Origin of the sequence: Brachybacterium halotolerans subsp. kimchii, assembly GCF_020792675.1 — a bacterium.
Classification (GTDB): Bacteria; Actinomycetota; Actinomycetes; order Actinomycetales; family Dermabacteraceae; genus Brachybacterium; species Brachybacterium halotolerans.
On the sequence record NZ_CP086254.1, the window covers coordinates 1,125,971 to 1,142,320 of the forward strand.

The following is a 16,350-nucleotide window of genomic DNA, read 5'->3' on the forward strand; positions in this document are numbered from 1 at the left end:
CCCGCCCGCCGCAGCGCCCTCAGCGTCGTCAGCGCCCGGTGGCGGCGAGGAGCTCGCTCGAGACCACGCGCCGGATGAGCGCGCCGTCGTAGCCGCGACGGCGCAGGTACCCCTCGAGGCGGCGGGCCATGCGGGCGCGCTCTGAACGATCCTCCATGTCGGTGCGGCGGCTCTCGGGTGCGATGCGGCAGCGCACGAGCTCGCGGCAGCGCTCCTCCTCCTCGAGCTCCGCGTGCTGCGGCGTGCCCGCCTGCGCCACCAGCGCCGCGTCGATGTCGGCGTCCGCGACGCCTTTCGCCTCGAGCTCGCGCCGCAGCGCCTCGTCCGCCAGACCGCGGAGCTCCCGGCGCTGCATCACCCAGTCGCGGGCGAAGGCCGCGTCGTCGATGAGGTCCGCGCGGGCGATCCGCTGCATGACCTCGTGGGCCACATCGGCCGGGACCTCGCGCTCGCGCAGGCGCGCGGACATCTCCCCGGCGCTGCGTCGCCTGGTGGCGAGCAGGCGCATGAGATACCGGCACTGGGAGACGACCTGCTTCTCGCGCTCGCGCTCGGCTTCGGTGGGCTCGGCGGGAGCGCGGGCGAGGATCTCGTCGGTGCGCGCGGCGAGGTCGCGCTGCACGGGGGCGCGGTGCGCGGGCGTGGGGTGGGTCGGTGTCATGGCTCAGGGGTCCTGGGGACGAGAGCGCGCGACGGCATGGGATGCATGCCGCCGCGCGCTGGGTCGGATTCCGTCCCGGTCATGGCTGACCGATCCGGGTGGCCGGATCAGATCGTCGCCGGGACGTCCTCGTCGAGGAACTCGCCGGCGTCGAAGGACTCACCCTCGGCCTCGGCCGGAGCCTCCTCCTTGACGGCGTACTCGCCCACACCGAGGGTCTGCAGGATCTTCTGCTCGATCTCGGCGGCGAGGTCCGGGTTGTCCTTGAGGAACTGGCGGGCGTTCTCCTTGCCCTGGCCCAGCTGGTCGCCCTCGTAGGTGAACCAGGCACCGGACTTGCGCACGATGCCGTTCTCCACGCCCATGTCGATGAGACCGCCCTCGCGGGAGATCCCCTCGCCGTAGAGGATGTCGAACTCGGCCTGCTTGAAGGGCGGGGCCATCTTGTTCTTCACGACCTTGACGCGGGTGCGGTTGCCCACGGAGTCCTGACCGGTCTTGAGGGTCTCGATGCGGCGGATGTCCATGCGCACGGAGGCGTAGAACTTCAGGGCCTTGCCGCCCGTGGTGGTCTCCGGGCTGCCGAAGAACACACCGATCTTCTCGCGCAGCTGGTTGATGAAGATCGCGGTGGTGCCCGAGGAGGACAGCGCACCGGTGAGCTTGCGCAGCGCCTGGGACATGAGGCGCGCCTGCAGGCCGACGTGGGAGTCGCCCATCTCGCCCTCGATCTCCGCCTTGGGCACGAGCGCGGCGACGGAGTCGACGACCACCACGTCCAGGGCGCCGGAGCGGATCAGCATGTCGGCGATCTCGAGGGCCTGCTCACCGGTGTCCGGCTGGGAGACCAGCAGGGCGTCGGTGTCCACGCCGAGCTTCTTCGCGTACTCGGGATCCAGGGCGTGCTCGGCGTCGATGAAGGCGGCGATGCCGCCGTTGCGCTGGGCGTTGGCGACCGCGTGCAGGGCCACCGTGGTCTTGCCCGAGGACTCCGGGCCGTAGATCTCCACGATGCGGCCACGGGGCAGGCCGCCGATGCCGAGGGCGGCGTCGAGGGCGACCGAGCCGGTGGGGATGACCTCGACCGGAGGGCGGGTGTCATCGCCCAGGCGCATGATCGAGCCCTTGCCGAACTGGCGGTCGATCTGGGCGAGGGCGTTGTCGAGGGAGGACGCTCGGTCCTTGGACGCGCGGTCCTTGGGTGCGGAGCTGGACTTCGCTGCGGGCATGTTCTGTTCCTTCCGGGGAGCCGGTGCGACCGGCGGATGCGTGCCGTGCGGCCACACTAGGTCGACGGTCGGACATCCGGGAGGATCCCGCCCCGCCTGTGGATGGAGGGCCCCTGTGGAGGACCCGTGGGCGAGGGCGGATCGGTCCTGTGCGGAACCGGTCGTCGGGCGCCACGATACCCGAACAGATGTTCGAACGCACGTATGCGACACGCGGCGCGCCGGTCGTCCGGCGCGCCGCGTGGAAGAAGGGCCCGCGTGCTGGCGAGGCGCCCTGCGGCCCCTCAGCGATGCCGCAGCTCGGGAGGGATCTCCCAGCGCCGCGACTCCGGGACGTCCATCTCGTCGCACAGAGCGGTCCAGACCGCCCGCACGTCCTCGCCCTGGGCGATCGCCTGGGCGGGGGTGCGGTGGCCGAGCCGCGCGAGGGCGAGCTCCTGCGTGTACGTCGTCGCGAGGGTGCGCCCGAAGACGTGGTCCGCGAGCTGCGTGTACTCGCTGCGGCGCACGTCAGGCGGCGCCGACGAGGCTCTCGGTGCCGTCGGCCAGACCCTCGGGGATGGTGTCGGGGATGCTCATGCCCTCGGCCACGGCGATGCGGTCGGAGACCTCGCGCAGCACGAAGGACAGGGGCATGCCGAGCGCCTCGGTGACCGAGGAGAGCAGCTCGCTCGAGGCCTCCTTCTGGCCGCGCTCGATCTCACTGAGGTAGCCCAGCGAGACGCGGGCGTCCGAGGAGACCTGTCGGAGGGTGCGACCCTGGGAGCGCCGGGTCTCGCGCAGGACGTCGCCGAGCTCCTGGCGGAAGAGGATCATGGGTCGGACTCCCTTCGTGTGCGCGGGGGCGGCCGTGGCCGCATCCGCGTGTGCGTGCGTGTCCCTGCGGGGGGTGCGGAGCGCCCCGGCGGGGAGCTGCGCTCCCGCGCGCAGGGTCCCGGGACGGGTGGTCGCGCGGGCGGGCGCCGGGTGTCCGGGGCGCCGTGCGCGGGTGGGATTCATCGTGCTCATCACGGTGAGTGCAACGTCCCGACCGCTCCGGGTGTTCCCGATCCTACGGTCGGCTCCCTCGGAGAACCCAGTGCATTGCCCCTCATGACGCTGTGCGGACGGGCCGTCGAACCCCGGCCGAGGGTCCCCTCGGCGCATCGCGCGAGGTCAGAAGGGGGCCTGCGCCATCCGCTCGAGCTCGGTGCGCAGCAGGTCGAGCGCGACGCCGACGCTCTCCTCACGGATCTCGGCGCGCGATCCGGCGAGATGCAGCTCACGCTCGAGGGCGATCCGGGACTCCGGCGCGGACCGCTCCCCGCCCCCGCGCACCGCGACGGCGAGGTGGACGGTCCCCTCGGGGACGCCGCGATCGTCGGCCCCCGGACCGGCGACCCCGGTGGTCGACACGGCGAGATCGGCGTCGTAGAGGGCGAGGGCGCCGCGGGCCATGGCCCGGGCGACCTCCGCCGTGACGGCGCCGGTGCGCTCGAGCTCGGAGGCGTCGACCCCGAGCACGCGGTGCTTGGCCCCGTAGGTGTAGCAGGCCGCTCCCCCGGCGACGCATGCGCTCGCGCCGGGAACGTCCACGAGCCGCGCGACGACGGCTCCGGCAGTGAGCGACTCCGCGGTCGCGAGCTGCAGCCCGGCCTCGGTCGCGAGAGCGATCACCGCCCGGGCGGTGTCCGGGGACCCGCTCATCGGCGGGAGGTCGAGGAGAGGGCCTCGCGACGCAGCCGCAGGCCGTCCTTGAGGTTCACCAGGCCCGAGTAGACGGTGAGGACCAGGGCGATCACCACGAGGGCGAGGCCGATCCAGCGCGCCGGGCCCCACCACAGCTCGAAGGGCAGCAGGCAGAAGGTGATCGCGATCGTCTGCATCATCGTCTTGGTCTTGCCCGCGAGGTTCGCCGGCAGCGCGCCGTACTTGAGGATCGTGAAGCGCATGATGGTGATGCCGAACTCGCGCAGCAGGATCAGGATCGTCATCCACCAGGGGATGTACTCCCAGACCGAGAGCATGACGAAGGCGGCGCCCGTCATGGCCTTGTCCGCGATCGGGTCGACGATCTTCCCGAAGTCGGTGATGAGGTTCCGGCTGCGGGCGAGGTGCCCGTCGAGGAAGTCCGTGATCATCGCGAGCACGAAGATCGCCGTGATCACGAGCCGCCCGGAGATGACGTCCGGGTAGAAGGCGGCGACGACGACGAACACCGGCACCATCACGCAGCGGATCATCGTGAGGATGTTCGCGATGTTCCACAGCGGGACGGGCGGGGCGTCCGGGTGGGTCTGCGGGGCGTTCATGCCTGCTCCTCGGTCGGCGTCGATGACGCCCGGTCGGGACTCGCGGTGTCGATCGCTCGGGCGCCGACGGCTCACCTGCCGGTGAGCTGCCAGGCGTCCTCGCTCTCTCCCTCCGCGGAGTCGTAGTCGTCGTAGTAGTCGGTCGCGACGTCGCCCGCGTCGTGGGCGAGCGGGTCCTGGCCGTAGCGGTCGGGGGCGCCGCCCTGCGCCGAGGCGGAGGGGGCGGGTCCGCCGGGCCCCGCGGGCGCGTCCCCGGAGCCGTCGTCGCCCTCGTCCGCCCCGCCGTATCCGGCGTCGTCGTACGCGTCCTCGGAGTACCCGGCCCCGTCGCCCACGTCGGTGCCGGAGTCGAAGGGGGCGTCGGAGTCCGAGGGGGCGCGGCCCGCTGACCCGGGGTCGTCCTCGCCCTTGATGCGGGCGACGGCGCCGGCGAGGTCGTCGGGGCCGACGAGGACGTCGCGGGACTTCGAGCCGATCGACGGGCCGACGATCTCGCGGGACTCGAGCAGGTCCATCAGGCGGCCGGCCTTGGCGAAGCCGACGCGGAGCTTGCGCTGCAGCATGGAGGTCGAGCCGAACTGCGTGGTCACCACGAGCTCGGCCGCCTGCAGCAGCACCTCGAGATCGTCGCCGATGTCGTCGTCGATCTGCTTCTTGGCCGCGGCGACGGTGACGTCCTCGCGGTAGTGCGGCTTCATCTGCTTCTTGACATGGTCGACGACCTTGTGGATCTCCGACTCGTTGACCCAGGCGACCTGGGCGCGCATCGGCTTGGCCTTGCCCATCGGGTGGAACAGGGCGTCGCCCTGCCCGATGAGCTTCTCGGCCCCGGGGGAATCCAGGATCACGCGGGAGTCCTGGAGGGAGGAGGTCGAGAAGGCCAGGCGGCTGGGCACGTTCGCCTTGATGATGCCGGTGACCACGTCGACGCTCGGACGCTGGGTCGCGAGCACGAGGTGGATGCCGGCGGCGCGGGCCAGCTGCGTGATGCGCTGGATCGAGGCCTCGACGTCGCGCGGGGCGACCATCATCAGGTCCGCGAGCTCGTCGACGACGACCAGCAGGTACGGGTACGGGGCGAGGCGCCGCTCGCTGCCCGCGGGCACCTCGACCTCCCCGGCGCGCACGGCCTTGTTGAAGTCGTCGATGTGCTTGAAGCCGAAGGTCGCGAGGTCGTCGTAGCGGGCGTCCATCTCCTTGACGACCCACTCGAGGGCCTCGGCGGCCTTCTTCGGGTTGGTGATGATCGGCGTGATGAGGTGCGGGATGCCCTCGTAGATCGTGAGCTCCACGCGCTTGGGGTCCACGAGCACCATGCGCACCTCCTCCGGGGTGGCGCGCATGAGGATCGAGGTGATCATCGCGTTCACGAGGCTCGACTTGCCCGAGCCGGTGGCACCCGCGACCAGCAGGTGCGGCATCTTCGCGAGGTTCGCGACGACGTAGCCGCCCTCGACGTCCTTGCCCACGCCCATCACCATCGGGTGCTCGTTGCGGGTCGCGACGGGGCTGCGCAGCACGTCGCCCAGGGCGACGGTCTCGCGGTCGGCGTTCGGGATCTCGATGCCGATGGCCTTCTTGCCCGGGATCGGCGAGAGGATGCGCACGTCCGAGCTCGCGACCGCGTACGAGATGTTCTTGTCGAGCGCTGTGACCTTCTCGACCTTCGTGCCGGGTGCGAGCTCGACCTCGTAGCGGGTGACCGTCGGGCCGCGCGAGAAGCCGACGACCTCCGCGTTGACGTTGAACTGGGCGAAGACCTCGCCGAGGGCCTCGACCACGCGGTCGTTGGCCTCGGAGCGGGACTTCGCGGGCGGGCCCTCGAGGAGGAACGACGAGTCCGGGAGGGTGTAGACGACGTCGCCCGCGAGCTCGAGCTGCTCCCCCGCGCGCGGCAGGTCCCCGCTGGGCGGGAGGATGATCTCGGGGCGCTCCTCCTGCGCCGCCTTCGAGGCCGCGGCCGCCGACGGGGCCTGGCGGGTCTGCTGGCCGTCCTGCGCGCCCGCGGCGCCCTGACCGCGCGCGCCCTTCTGTCCGCGCGCACCGGAGGCCGGCATCGGCGCGGTGCGCCCGTCGGCCCCGGCGCCGCCGGCCGGGAGGGCGGCGGTCTTCCCGGGGAAGCCCTTGGCGCGGGCGTTCTCGTCGGCGACGACGTCGAAGACCTCGGTGCTGTCGGTGCCCTCGGCGCCGTCCGCGGCGCGGGAGCCCTTGCGGGTGCGGGCACCGCGGGAGCGACGGCCGCCGGCGGCGTCCTCGTCGTCCTGCACGGCGCCGGAGAAGGCCTCGTCGCCCGCGTAGCCGAACTCGTCGTGGTCGCGCGCGGCGTCCTCGGCGATCTCCTTCTTGGTGCGGCGGCGACGGGGCTTGGGAGCGGTCTCCGCCTGCTCCTCGGTCGCGGCGGGGGCGGCGGAGCGGCGCGGGCGCAGTCCGAAGCTCTCGCGCTCGGCGTCCTCCTCCTCGCTGTGGCCGACGAGGCTCGCGTACACCCCGCGGATCCGTGAGGGCAGCGCCTCGACGGGCGTGGCGGTGAGCACGAGCACCGCGAACAGGGCCACGAGGACGTAGACGGCGATCACCACGGGGGCCGGCACGAGCGCCTCGAGGGGCGCGGCGCCCAGGTAGCCGAGGACCCCGCCGCCGGAGGCGAGCGCGTCGATCCCGTCGGACGGGGCGGGCAAGCGGGCGTGGATCGAGGCGATCGCGGAGAACGAGACCATGAGCAGGGCGACGCCCAGGGCGATGCGCGTGTTCGCGCGCACGAAGTCGGGGCGCCGGAACATGCGCAGCGCCCAGCCGATCGCGAGCAGGGGCACCGCGACGGAGGCGATGCCGAAAGTCCCGCCGACCACCGCGTGCACGCCGTCGAACAGCGCGCCGGGCGCGCGGAACCACTCGCGGGTCGCCACGAGGGCCGCGATCAGCAGCAGGAACAGGGCGTAGCCGTCACGGCGCTGGTCGAAGGGGACCTCCCAGCGGGCCACGCCGATCGCGCGGATGAATCCGCCGATCGCGCGGGCGATGCCGAGGTACCCGGCGCGGACTGCGCGCACCGGGAGCGGGAGCGTCGACGGATCGTGGGCGGCCGCGCCGGCTCCTTGCGAGGAGCGGGAGGACGAGGTCCGGGACGAGCCCTTCGACGCACGTGCGGGGGAAGACGTACGTGTCGCCATGGGGCCAATCTACCCTCTCGGGCCCGTCGGACCCGGGTGCGGCGACACGGAGACGTCCCGGATCCCGCTCGGGGCGAGCGGGATCCGGGACGTCCGGCACGGCGTGCGCCGGCCCGATCAGGCCTCGACGACCACCGGGATGATCATCGGGCGGCGGCGCAGGCGCTGGCCCACGTAGCGGCCCACGACCCGCCGCATGACCTGCTGCAGCTGGTGCGTGTCGCGCTTGCCGGTCTGCTCGGCGAGGGCCTTCTCGAGGGCCTTGACGATGTCGGGGCGGATCTTCTCGAAGACGGCCGTGTCCTCCGCGACGCCGCGGGCGTGGATCTCCGGGCCCGCGAGGATCTCGCCGGTCTCGGAGCTGACCACGGTGAACAGGGAGATGAAGCCCTCATCGGCGAGGATGCGGCGATCCTTGAGGTCGGCCTCGGAGATCTCGCCGATGCTGGATCCGTCCACGTACACGTAGCCGTTGGGGATCTCGCCCACGACCTTCGCGTTCCCGTCCTTGAGGTCGACCACGGAGCCGTCGTGCGCGAGGACCACGTGGTCGGAGGGCACGCCCGAGGACTCGGCGATGCGACCGTTGGCGATGAGGTGGCGGACCTCGCCGTGCACGGGCATGACGTTCTTCGGCCGCACGATGTTGTAGCAGTACAGGAGCTCCCCCGAGCTCGCGTGCCCGGAGACGTGCACGCGGGCGCTGCCCTGGTGGACCACCTCGGCGCCGAGGGCCATCAGGCCGTTGACGATCCGGAAGACCGCGTTCTCGTTGCCGGGGATCAGGGAGCTCGCGAGGATCACGACGTCCCCGGGGCCCACCGAGACGCGGTGGTCGCTATTCGCGATCCGGCCCAGCGCCGCCATCGGCTCGCCCTGGCTGCCCGTGCACATGAGCACGACCTTCTCGTCGGGCAGGGAGTCGATCTTCTTGACGTCCACGAGGGTGTTCGGCGGCACGTCGAGGTAGCCCATGTCCGAGGCGATCCCCATGTTGCGCACCATCGAGCGGCCCACGAAGGCGACCTTGCGGCCGTGCTTCGCGGCGGCGTCGAGGACCTGCTGGACGCGGTGGACGTGGCTCGAGAACGAGGCCACGACGATCTTCTGGCGCGAGCGCGCGAAGATCGAGTCGATGACCGGGCCGATCTCCCGCTCGGCGGTCGTGAAGCCCGGGACCTCGGCGTTCGTGGAGTCGACCATGAACAGGTCGACGCCCTTCTCGCCCAGCCGCGCGAAGGCGCGCAGGTCGGTGATGCGGCCGTCGAGCGGCAGCTGGTCCATCTTGAAGTCGCCGGTGTGCAGGACGGTCCCGGCGGGGGTCTGGATGTACACGGCGAGCGCGTCGGGGATCGAGTGGTTGACGGCGACGAACTCGCAGTCGAAGGGGCCGAAGCTCTCGCTGTCCCCCTCCTTGACGGCGAGGGTGTACGGCTTGATGCGGTGCTCGCGCAGCTTGGCCTCGATGAACGCGAGGGTGAGCTGGCTGCCGACGACAGGGATGTCGGGCTTGAGGCGCAGCAGGTAGGGCACGGCGCCGATGTGGTCCTCGTGGCCGTGGGTGAGGACGATCGCCGCGATGTCGTCGAGGCGGTCCTCGAGGTACTGGAAGTCCGGCAGGATCAGGTCCACGCCGGGCTGGGACTCCTCGGGGAACAGCACGCCGCAGTCGACGACGAGCAGGCGCCCGTTGTAGTCGAAGACGGTCATGTTGCGGCCCACGTCGCCGAGGCCGCCCAGCGGGATGATCCGCAGGGTGTCCTTGGCGGGCTTGCGGGGCTGCTGGAGCCGCTCGCTGAAGGGAGTGGTGAGTGTCATGGGTCCTTCCGGTGTTCAGACGAGCGGCGGGATCCCCTCGACGGCGGCGAGCGATTCTCTGAGCTCGGCCATCTGGGGTGCGCTCGCAGGGGCGAGGGGGCCGCGGACGGTCGCGTGCGGGAGGACGCCCTGGAGCACCAGGGCCGTCTTCGCGGCGACCGCACCGGGCATGCGGGTCATGACCGCCTCGACCACGGGGGCCAGGCGGCGGTTGAGCTGCTGAGCAGCGGGGAGGTCGCCGGCCTGGACGGCGGCGACCATCTGCGCCTCGAGTTCACCGGCGACGTGGCCGACGACCGAGACGATGCCGGCCGCTCCGACGGCGAGCCAGGCGAGGTTCAGGGCGTCCTCCCCCGAGTAGTACACGAGGTCGGACTGGGCGGTGACCAGGGCGGCCTGCTGGAGGTCTCCCTTGGCGTCCTTGACCGCGAGGATCCGCTCGTGCTGGGCGAGGCGCAGGAGCGTCTCGTGCGCGAGCGGGACGCCGCTGCGGCCGGGGATGTCGTAGAGCAGGATCGGCAGCTCGGTGGCGTCGGCCACCTGCTCGGTGTGCGCGATGATGCCGTCCTGGGAGGGCTTCGAGTAGTAGGGCGTGACGACGAGCAGGCCCTGCAGGTCGAGGTCCGCGTGGGCGCGGGCGAGTTCGATGCTGTGGCGGGTGTCGTTGCTGCCGACGCCCGCGAGCAGCGTGATCCCGGGGCCGACGGCCTCGCGCACGGCCCTGACCAGGGCGATCTTCTCCGCGTCGCTCGTGGTGGGCGATTCGCCCGTCGTCCCGTTGACCACGAGGCAGTCGTTGCCGTGCGCGACGAGGTGCGCGGCGACGGCCTGCGCCGCATCCAGATCGAGCTTCTCACCGTCCTCGGTGAAGGGGGTGACCATCGCGGTGCCGACGGTGCCGAAGGGCCGTGCTGCCGGTGCGGGCTGGACGGTCATCTGTCCTCCTGGTGGGACTGCCTGGCTGGTGGGACTGCCTGATGGGGGTGCGGGTGCGGCGAGCGGGCGCGTCAGGGTGCGACGCGGCCGCCCGCCTCGAAGGCGGCGTGGGTGAGCGGCATCTTCTCGGCGAAGTGCTGCTCCATGAGCTCGGCGACCATCTCGATCTCGCGCTGCGGGAAGGAGGGGAACGCAGAGTCGGGGCGCTGGGTGCGCAGGCTCAGGAAGTTCATCATGCTGCGCGCGTTCACGGTGACGTACATCGAGGAGTACAGGTTCAGCGGCAGCACCGTGCGGGCGACCTCGCGGGCGACGCCCGCCTCGAGCATCCGGCGGTAGCCCTCGTAGGCGGAGGTCGACTGCGCGCGCACGGTCTCGGTGACGAGCGCGTGCTGCTCGGGGGTGCCGGGCTCGAAGGTGTAGGCGCCGGGCTTGCCGACCTGCTGGAGGTTGCGCTCGGGGCCGGGCACGTAGAACACCGGCCGCATCTTCCGGTAGCGGCCGGACTCCTCGTTGTAGGAGGCCATGCGGTGGCGCATGAACTCGCGGAACACGAAGATCGGCGCCTCGACGTAGAAGGTGAAGCTGTTGTGCTCGAAGGGGCTGCCGTGGCGGTCGCGCATGAGGAACCGGATCAGGCCTTTGTCGCGCTCGCTCGCGTCCTCGCCCGCGGTGGCCAGCGTCTTCTCCCCCTGGGTCGAGACGCGGGCCGCGAAGACGACGTCGCCGTCCTGCGCCGCCGACCGCACCAGCTGGACGGTCATGTCGGACCGGAAGACGATGTCGCTCTCGCTGTCGCTCATGGTTCCCCAGGGTAGTCGAGGCGGAGGCCTCAGCGAGGCCGGGACATGGCGATGTCGCGGGCGCGCTGGGTGACGATCCCCTCCAGGTCGGGCGCGGTGTACGCGTCCTCCCCCACCCGGTGGCGCACGGCCGCGGCGAGCAGGTGGTCGGCGAGCGCCGGGTTCTTGGGGAGCACGGAGCCGTGCAGGTAGGTGCCGATGACCTCGCGGTGCACCGCGCCCTCGGTGCCGTCGGCCCCGTTGTTCCCGCCCGCGCGCGAGCTCTCCTGGCCGAAGGCGCGCACGGAGCCGAGCGCCGTGCAGTCCGCCCCGAGGGTGGTCAGCCCGGAGTGGTTCTCGTAGCCCACCACGGGTCCGAAGCGCTCGGTCTCGACGGTGAGGTTGCCGATCAGGCGGGTACTGCTGCCGCGGGTCTCGACGTCCAGCAGCGAGATGCCGGTCAGCGGCTCGTCGGCCGTGTCGCCGGTCGCGGGCACGAACACGTGCCCGAACAGCTGGTAGGAGCCGCACACGGCGAGCATGGGGACGTCCTGCTCGGCCCACTCGCGGATCGCGGGGCCGTGGGAGAGGAGGTCGGCGGCGATGCGCACCTGGCCGGAGTCCTGGCCGCCGCCCGCGACCACGAGGTCCACGTCCGCGGGGAGCCGGTCACCGACCTCGTGGGCCAGCAGCTCGACCTCGAAGCCGCTCCACTGTGCCCGCCGGATCAGCGTGAGGGTGTTCCCCCAGTCTCCGTAGATGTTCATCTCGGAGGGGTAGAGCTGCAGGATCCGCAGCGCCGGGGCGTCCTCGCGCGCGGGCTGCCGGTGCGGCGTCGGGACGGGGGTGAGGTCCGGGCCGGTCCCCGCGCTGCGCGGGGCCGACGGGGCGGGGTGCTCGTTCGTGCTCACAGGACCGTCTCCACGTGGGTGATCCGCGAGAGCTGCGCGCGCACGGCGAGCATCGCGGTGTAGGTGCAGAAGATGCGCATCGGCCGGCCGCTCGCGCGGGCGGCGTCGATCAGCGACCGCACGGCAGGCCCGAGGTCCGTCTCGACGCCGTCCACGAGCACCTCGTCGTAGCGCAGGCGCAGGGCCATGTCGTAGGCGCGCACGCCGCTGACCACGTGCACGCCGCTCGCGCGCAGGGCGCTGAAGTCGACGTCCCAGAGCCATGACATGTCCCGGCCGTCGGCGTACTCGTCGTTGATCGCGATCATCGTCTCCGCCGGGTCCGTGCCCGCGCTCAGCAGGCTCATCCGGAAGCCGGCGGGATTCTTCACGAGGGCCAGCTCGAGGGGGACGCCGTCGACCTCGAGCATCTCGCCGCGGCCGAAGGCCGCGCGCACGTGCGCGAGGGCGCGCAGCAGGGCCGGGAGGTCCGCGTCGGCCCCGAGCAGGGAGGAGGCGAGCGCCAGGGCGCCAGTGGCGTTGAGCATGTTGTGCACGCCGGGCAGCACGAACTCGACCTCGTGCTCCGCGCCGTCGACGAGGATGCGGGCGCGGCGCCCGTCGATGGCCTCGAGCCGCGTGGCGGGGGTCTGCGCGTCGTCGGCGGGGCCGGCGCCGAGGCCCGCGTCCTCGAGCATCGCGCCCCCGGCGTCCTCGCGGCGCAGGTCGTCGTCGGAGAGGAAGACGCGGCGCAGCCCCTCCCCGATGCCGAAGCGCTCGACGCGAGCGCCCAGGTCGTCGGTGAAGCGCGGCGCGGACAGGCGCGGGTCGTCGCCGTTGAGGACGACGAGCTCGGTGCTGGCCTTCGCGACCGTGTGCAGGAGGTCGGCGGTGTGGTCGATCTCCCCGAAGCGGTCGAGCTGGTCGCGCATGACGTTCAGCAGCAGGCTCGCGCGCGGGCGCACCTGGCGCACGAAGTGCACGGCGTGGGCCTCGTCGAGCTCGAGCACGGCGATGTCGGCGGCGAGGCGGCCGCGGGCGTCGACCTCGGTGAGCAGGGCCGCCGCGACGCCGCGCACGAAGTTGGAGCCGGTGGGGTTGGTGAAGACCCGCAGACCCTGGGAGCGCAGCAGCTCCACCAGGATCTTCGTAGTGGTGGTCTTCCCGTTGGTGCCGGAGACGACGACCACGCCCAGCGGCAGCTCCTCGAGGGTGCGCGCGAGGAAGCCGGGGTCGATCCTCTCGACCACGAGTCCGGGGAAGGCGCTGCCCCCGCGGCCCCCGCCGCGGAGTCTGGCCAGGCGGCGCGCGGCACGGCCGGCGGCCACGGTGAGAGCGGAACGCATGCTCGGCATCGTACTGGAGCCGGGACCGGGCGACGCCCTCAGCGGCGGACGACGCGCAGGCGTCCCTCGTGGACCTCCACGGCGACGTCGTCGAGCGAGGTCAGGAGCGCCTCGGCGTGGGGCGCGAGCTCGTGCGCGAGGGTGGTCGTGGTCACCGCGATCGCCGGGCATCCCGCGGCACGGGCGGACGCGAGCCCTCCCAAGGAGTCCTCGATCACGAGCGCACGGGAGGGGTCCGCGCCCAGGCGCTCGGCGCCGAGCACGTACGGCTCCGGATCGGGCTTGCCGCGACTCACCTGGTCGGCGGTGACGAGGGTCTCCTCGGGGTAGGGCAGGTCGGTGATCGCCCAGCGGGCCTCGAACAGGCGCCGCGTGCAGGAGGTCACGATCGTCCAGGTGGGCCGACCGAGCTGCTCGGCGGCGGACTGCAGCTCGCCGATCAGCCGGGCCGTGCCCGGGAGGATCGAGATCCGCTTGGCGTCCTCGACCTCCAGGTCCTCGACACGCGCGTGGGCGGCCTCGATCTCGTCGGCCGGCATGTCGGGGAAGACGTCGGCGAGCACCCCTCGGGCGGGCATGCCGTGGAGGGTGTGGTCGAAGGTCCGGTTCGAGCCGTGCTCCTCGAACAGCTTCGTCCAGGCGCGCTCCACCGAGGGGCCCGAATCGACGAGGGTCCCGTCCATGTCGAGCAGCAGGGCGTCGACGTCGAGGGGGAAGGGGTCCTGGGGGGCCTGAGCGTCCCCCTCGGGGGCGCCCGCGGCGGCGGCTGCGTTCATGCTTCCCACGGTCTCATACCCCGTGCGACCTGCGCATGCGGGAAACTCCCCGGTTACTGTGGACGGGTCATGAACACGCACGATCCGAGCGACCACTCCCCCGCCGCGCGGAGCGCCCACGAGGCGCCGTCGCCGGACGCCGCATCGGTGTCCCTCGCCGTCTCGGCCGCCCGCCGCAAGGGGCTGTCCGTGGGGGTCGCGACGGGTCTGTACGGGATCTCCTTTGGGGCGCTCGCGACCGCCTCGGGGCTCGACGTGTGGCAGGCGATGGTGCTCTCGGCGATCATGTTCACCGGTGGCAGCCAGTTCGCCTTCGTGGGCGTGATCGGAGGCGGCGGCAGCGCCCTGGGCGCGGCGCTGGCCGCCGTGCTGCTGGGCATCCGCAACACCCTCTACGGCCTCGTGCTCGCGCCGACCCTGCCCCGAGGCGGGGCGAAGGGGGCCGCGCGCTCCCTGCTCACGATCGACGAGTCCGCAGCCGTGGCCGCGACCGCCGGTCCCCCGGCCGCCAAGCGCGCCGGCTTCTGGGCGGCAGGCATCGCGGTCTACGTCTTCTGGAACCTGTTCTCCCTGGTGGGAGCGCTGATCGGCCAGAGCGTCGGCGATCCTGGCGCATGGGGCCTGGATGCCGCGGCCGCCGCGGCGTTCCTGGGGCTGCTGTGGCCGCGCCTGGTCTCGAAGGACGTGGTGGCCGTCGCCGTCGCCGCGGCGTTCATCGCGCTGATCGCGACGCCCGTCCTGCCGGCCGGCCTGCCGGTGCTCGCTGCGGCGCTGGTCGCCGTGGTCGTCGGGCTGCTGCCGCGTCGCCCGGTGGCCGGCGGGAATCGGGTCGACGCGACGGAAAAGGACGGTGAGCAGGCATGAGCTGGCTGTGGGCGGGCGTGATCGCGGCGGCGGTGCTGTCGTTCGCGCAGAAGTGGATCGGCTACCAGGTGCCGCCGGGAGTCCTCGAGAAGCCGCGCATCGCGCGGGTCACGTCCCTGCTGCCCGTCGCGCTGCTGGGCGCGCTGGTCGCCACCCAGGCCGCTGCCGACGGCCCGCAGCTGATGGCCGACGCCCGTCTGCCCGCGCTCGCGGTCGCCGCGCTGCTGCTCGCCCTGCGCGCGCCCTTCCTGGTGGTCGTGATCGCGGCCGCCGTGGTCGCGGCGCTCTGCCGGGCGCTCGGCTGGGGCTGATCACACCCCGCGGCCGGCCTCCACGGCGATCGCCCGGCGCACGGCGGCGCGGGCGTCGCGGGTGTCCCGGTTCGCGGAATAGGCCAGGCCCAGGCGGTACCAGGCCCGCCAGTCGTCCTCTCCCCCGTCCTGGACGGCGTCGCGCGCCGCCTCGAACTCCGCGCGGGCCGCCGCCCTGCGCGCATCGCGCTGGGCGACGGGGTCCTGCTCCGCACGGGCTCCGGTCCCGTCGGCCGCCATGCCCTCGGTCCCGTCGTCGGCCCGGGGCTCGAAGCGCGCCGCGCCGTAGAGCCGGGCGAGCCGTCCTGCGCGCAGCCCGAACAGGACCTCGCGCCAGGTCACCCACACGGTGAGGACGAGCAGCACGACGAGGCCCGCTGCCAGCCCCCAGCCGATCACGCCGCCTGCGCGCGCGAAGCCGGTCGCGATCCAGAGCAGGCCCCAGCAGTAGGCCGCCGTGACCAGCAGCAGCAGGGCGACACCGATCTTCGCGCGCATGCTCAGCCGAGATCCATGTAGCCGTCGAGGCCCACGGTGAGCCCGGGGCGTGAGCCGACCTCGCGCACGCCCAGCAGCACGCCGGGCATGAAGGACACGCGATCGAAGGAGTCGTGGCGCAGCTCGAGCTGCTCGCCGACGCCGCCGAACTGGACGACCTCGTGGGCGACGAGGCCGCGCTGGCGGACGGCGTGCACGTGGATGCCGTCGACGACCGCGCCCCGCGCACCGAGCTCGTCCTTCTGCGTCGCGTCGGGCACGGCCCCCAGTCCTCCGGCCTCGCGGCCGCGGGCGATCGCGGCGGCGGTGTGGCGGGCGGTCCCCGAGGGCGCGTCGAGCTTGTCGGGGTGGTGCATCTCGATGACCTCGGCGCTCTCGTAGTAGCGGGCCGCGGCCTCGGCAAAGCGCATCACCAGGACGGCGCCGATCGCGAAGTTCGGGGCGATGAGCACACCGGTGCTCGGGTGCTCGCCGAGCGCGGCGCGGACCTCGGCGAGGGACTCCTCGTCCCAGCCGGTCGCCCCGACCACGGCGTGGATCCCGTGCTCGATCGCCCAGAGCACGTTGCGCTTGGTGACGGAGGGGACGGTGAGGTCGACGACGACCTGCGCGCCGGCGTCGGCCGCGGCGTCGAGCGGGTCGGAGCTGCCGATGCGGGCGACGAGCTCGAGGCCGTCGGCCTCCTCGACGGCGGTGCAGGCGGCGCTGCCCATGCGACCGTGGGCGCCGAGGACGGCGACGCGGATGCTCTGCGACATGGTGGGTTCCTTCCGGGAGG

17 protein-coding genes are annotated in these 16,350 nt (G+C 72.7%); 2 read left to right on the top strand and 15 right to left on the bottom strand.

Features of this window, described 5'->3' with window-relative positions:
- Positions 1-28: 28 nt before the first annotated feature.
- From Bra3105_RS05045 to Bra3105_RS05105, 13 genes are all read right to left on the bottom strand, one after another.
- Complete coding sequence (locus Bra3105_RS05045; RefSeq protein ID WP_152353559.1) at positions 29-661, bottom strand: regulatory protein RecX; 633 nt, start codon at positions 659-661, stop codon at positions 29-31.
- 107 nt (positions 662-768) lie between these two features.
- On the bottom strand, positions 769-1,890 hold the full coding sequence (recA, locus tag Bra3105_RS05050; protein WP_152353560.1) for a recombinase RecA: 1,122 nt from the start codon (positions 1,888-1,890) through the stop codon (positions 769-771).
- Positions 1,891-2,174: 284 nt separating this feature from the next.
- On the bottom strand, positions 2,175-2,399 hold the full coding sequence (locus Bra3105_RS05055) for a DUF3046 domain-containing protein (RefSeq protein WP_152353561.1): 225 nt from the start codon (positions 2,397-2,399) through the stop codon (positions 2,175-2,177).
- A gap of 1 nt (position 2,400) precedes the next feature.
- Complete coding sequence (locus Bra3105_RS05060) at positions 2,401-2,706, bottom strand: helix-turn-helix domain-containing protein (protein ID WP_152353562.1); 306 nt, start codon at positions 2,704-2,706, stop codon at positions 2,401-2,403.
- Positions 2,707-3,045: 339 nt separating this feature from the next.
- Positions 3,046-3,576, bottom strand: a complete 531-nt coding sequence (locus tag Bra3105_RS05065) for a CinA family protein (RefSeq protein WP_152353563.1) — start codon at positions 3,574-3,576, stop codon at positions 3,046-3,048.
- Positions 3,573-4,181 carry a CDP-diacylglycerol--glycerol-3-phosphate 3-phosphatidyltransferase gene (gene pgsA / locus Bra3105_RS05070; RefSeq protein ID WP_152353564.1) on the bottom strand — a complete coding sequence of 203 codons (609 nt, stop codon included), beginning with the start codon at positions 4,179-4,181 and terminating at the stop codon, positions 3,573-3,575. Before pgsA ends, Bra3105_RS05065 begins: the two co-directional genes overlap by 4 nt.
- Before the next feature lie 71 nt (positions 4,182-4,252).
- On the bottom strand, positions 4,253-7,231 hold the full coding sequence (locus Bra3105_RS05075; RefSeq protein WP_407650912.1) for an FtsK/SpoIIIE family DNA translocase: 2,979 nt from the start codon (positions 7,229-7,231) through the stop codon (positions 4,253-4,255).
- A 237-nt stretch (positions 7,232-7,468) separates the two neighbouring features.
- Entirely contained in the window at positions 7,469-9,169 is a 1,701-nt protein-coding gene (locus tag Bra3105_RS05080; protein ID WP_200503562.1) for a ribonuclease J, read from the bottom strand.
- 15 nt (positions 9,170-9,184) lie between these two features.
- Positions 9,185-10,105, bottom strand: a complete 921-nt coding sequence (gene dapA, locus Bra3105_RS05085; protein WP_228358861.1) for a 4-hydroxy-tetrahydrodipicolinate synthase — start codon at positions 10,103-10,105, stop codon at positions 9,185-9,187.
- Between the two features lie 71 nt (positions 10,106-10,176).
- Positions 10,177-10,908 carry an FAD-dependent thymidylate synthase gene (gene thyX, locus Bra3105_RS05090; RefSeq protein ID WP_200503564.1) on the bottom strand — a complete coding sequence of 244 codons (732 nt, stop codon included), beginning with the start codon at positions 10,906-10,908 and terminating at the stop codon, positions 10,177-10,179.
- A gap of 29 nt (positions 10,909-10,937) precedes the next feature.
- Entirely contained in the window at positions 10,938-11,684 is a 747-nt protein-coding gene (locus tag Bra3105_RS05095; protein WP_255719683.1) for a type 1 glutamine amidotransferase, read from the bottom strand.
- A 110-nt stretch (positions 11,685-11,794) separates the two neighbouring features.
- Positions 11,795-13,132 (bottom strand): MurT ligase domain-containing protein, encoded by a 1,338-nt coding sequence (locus Bra3105_RS05100; RefSeq protein WP_407650899.1) that lies wholly within the window; start codon positions 13,130-13,132, stop codon positions 11,795-11,797.
- A 29-nt stretch (positions 13,133-13,161) separates the two neighbouring features.
- Positions 13,162-13,899 (bottom strand): HAD-IA family hydrolase, encoded by a 738-nt coding sequence (locus tag Bra3105_RS05105; protein WP_228358864.1) that lies wholly within the window; start codon positions 13,897-13,899, stop codon positions 13,162-13,164.
- Between the two features lie 69 nt (positions 13,900-13,968).
- On the opposite strand from Bra3105_RS05105, the gene Bra3105_RS05110 reads away from it, so the two are divergent.
- Positions 13,969-14,763 (top strand): AzlC family ABC transporter permease, encoded by a 795-nt coding sequence (locus Bra3105_RS05110; RefSeq protein ID WP_228358865.1) that lies wholly within the window; start codon positions 13,969-13,971, stop codon positions 14,761-14,763.
- On the top strand, positions 14,760-15,074 hold the full coding sequence (locus tag Bra3105_RS05115) for an AzlD domain-containing protein (RefSeq protein WP_200503568.1): 315 nt from the start codon (positions 14,760-14,762) through the stop codon (positions 15,072-15,074). Before Bra3105_RS05110 ends, Bra3105_RS05115 begins: the two co-directional genes overlap by 4 nt.
- Here Bra3105_RS05115 and Bra3105_RS05120 read toward each other — a convergent pair whose 3' ends face one another.
- Positions 15,075-15,572: a hypothetical protein gene (locus Bra3105_RS05120; protein ID WP_228358866.1), complete on the bottom strand. Its 498-nt coding sequence runs from the start codon at positions 15,570-15,572 to the stop codon at positions 15,075-15,077.
- A 2-nt stretch (positions 15,573-15,574) separates the two neighbouring features.
- The gene (gene dapB / locus Bra3105_RS05125) at positions 15,575-16,330 is read right to left on the bottom strand and encodes a 4-hydroxy-tetrahydrodipicolinate reductase (RefSeq protein ID WP_228358867.1); all 756 of its coding nucleotides are present in this window, start codon (positions 16,328-16,330) and stop codon (positions 15,575-15,577) included.
- Between the last annotated feature and the right edge of the window lie 20 nt (positions 16,331-16,350).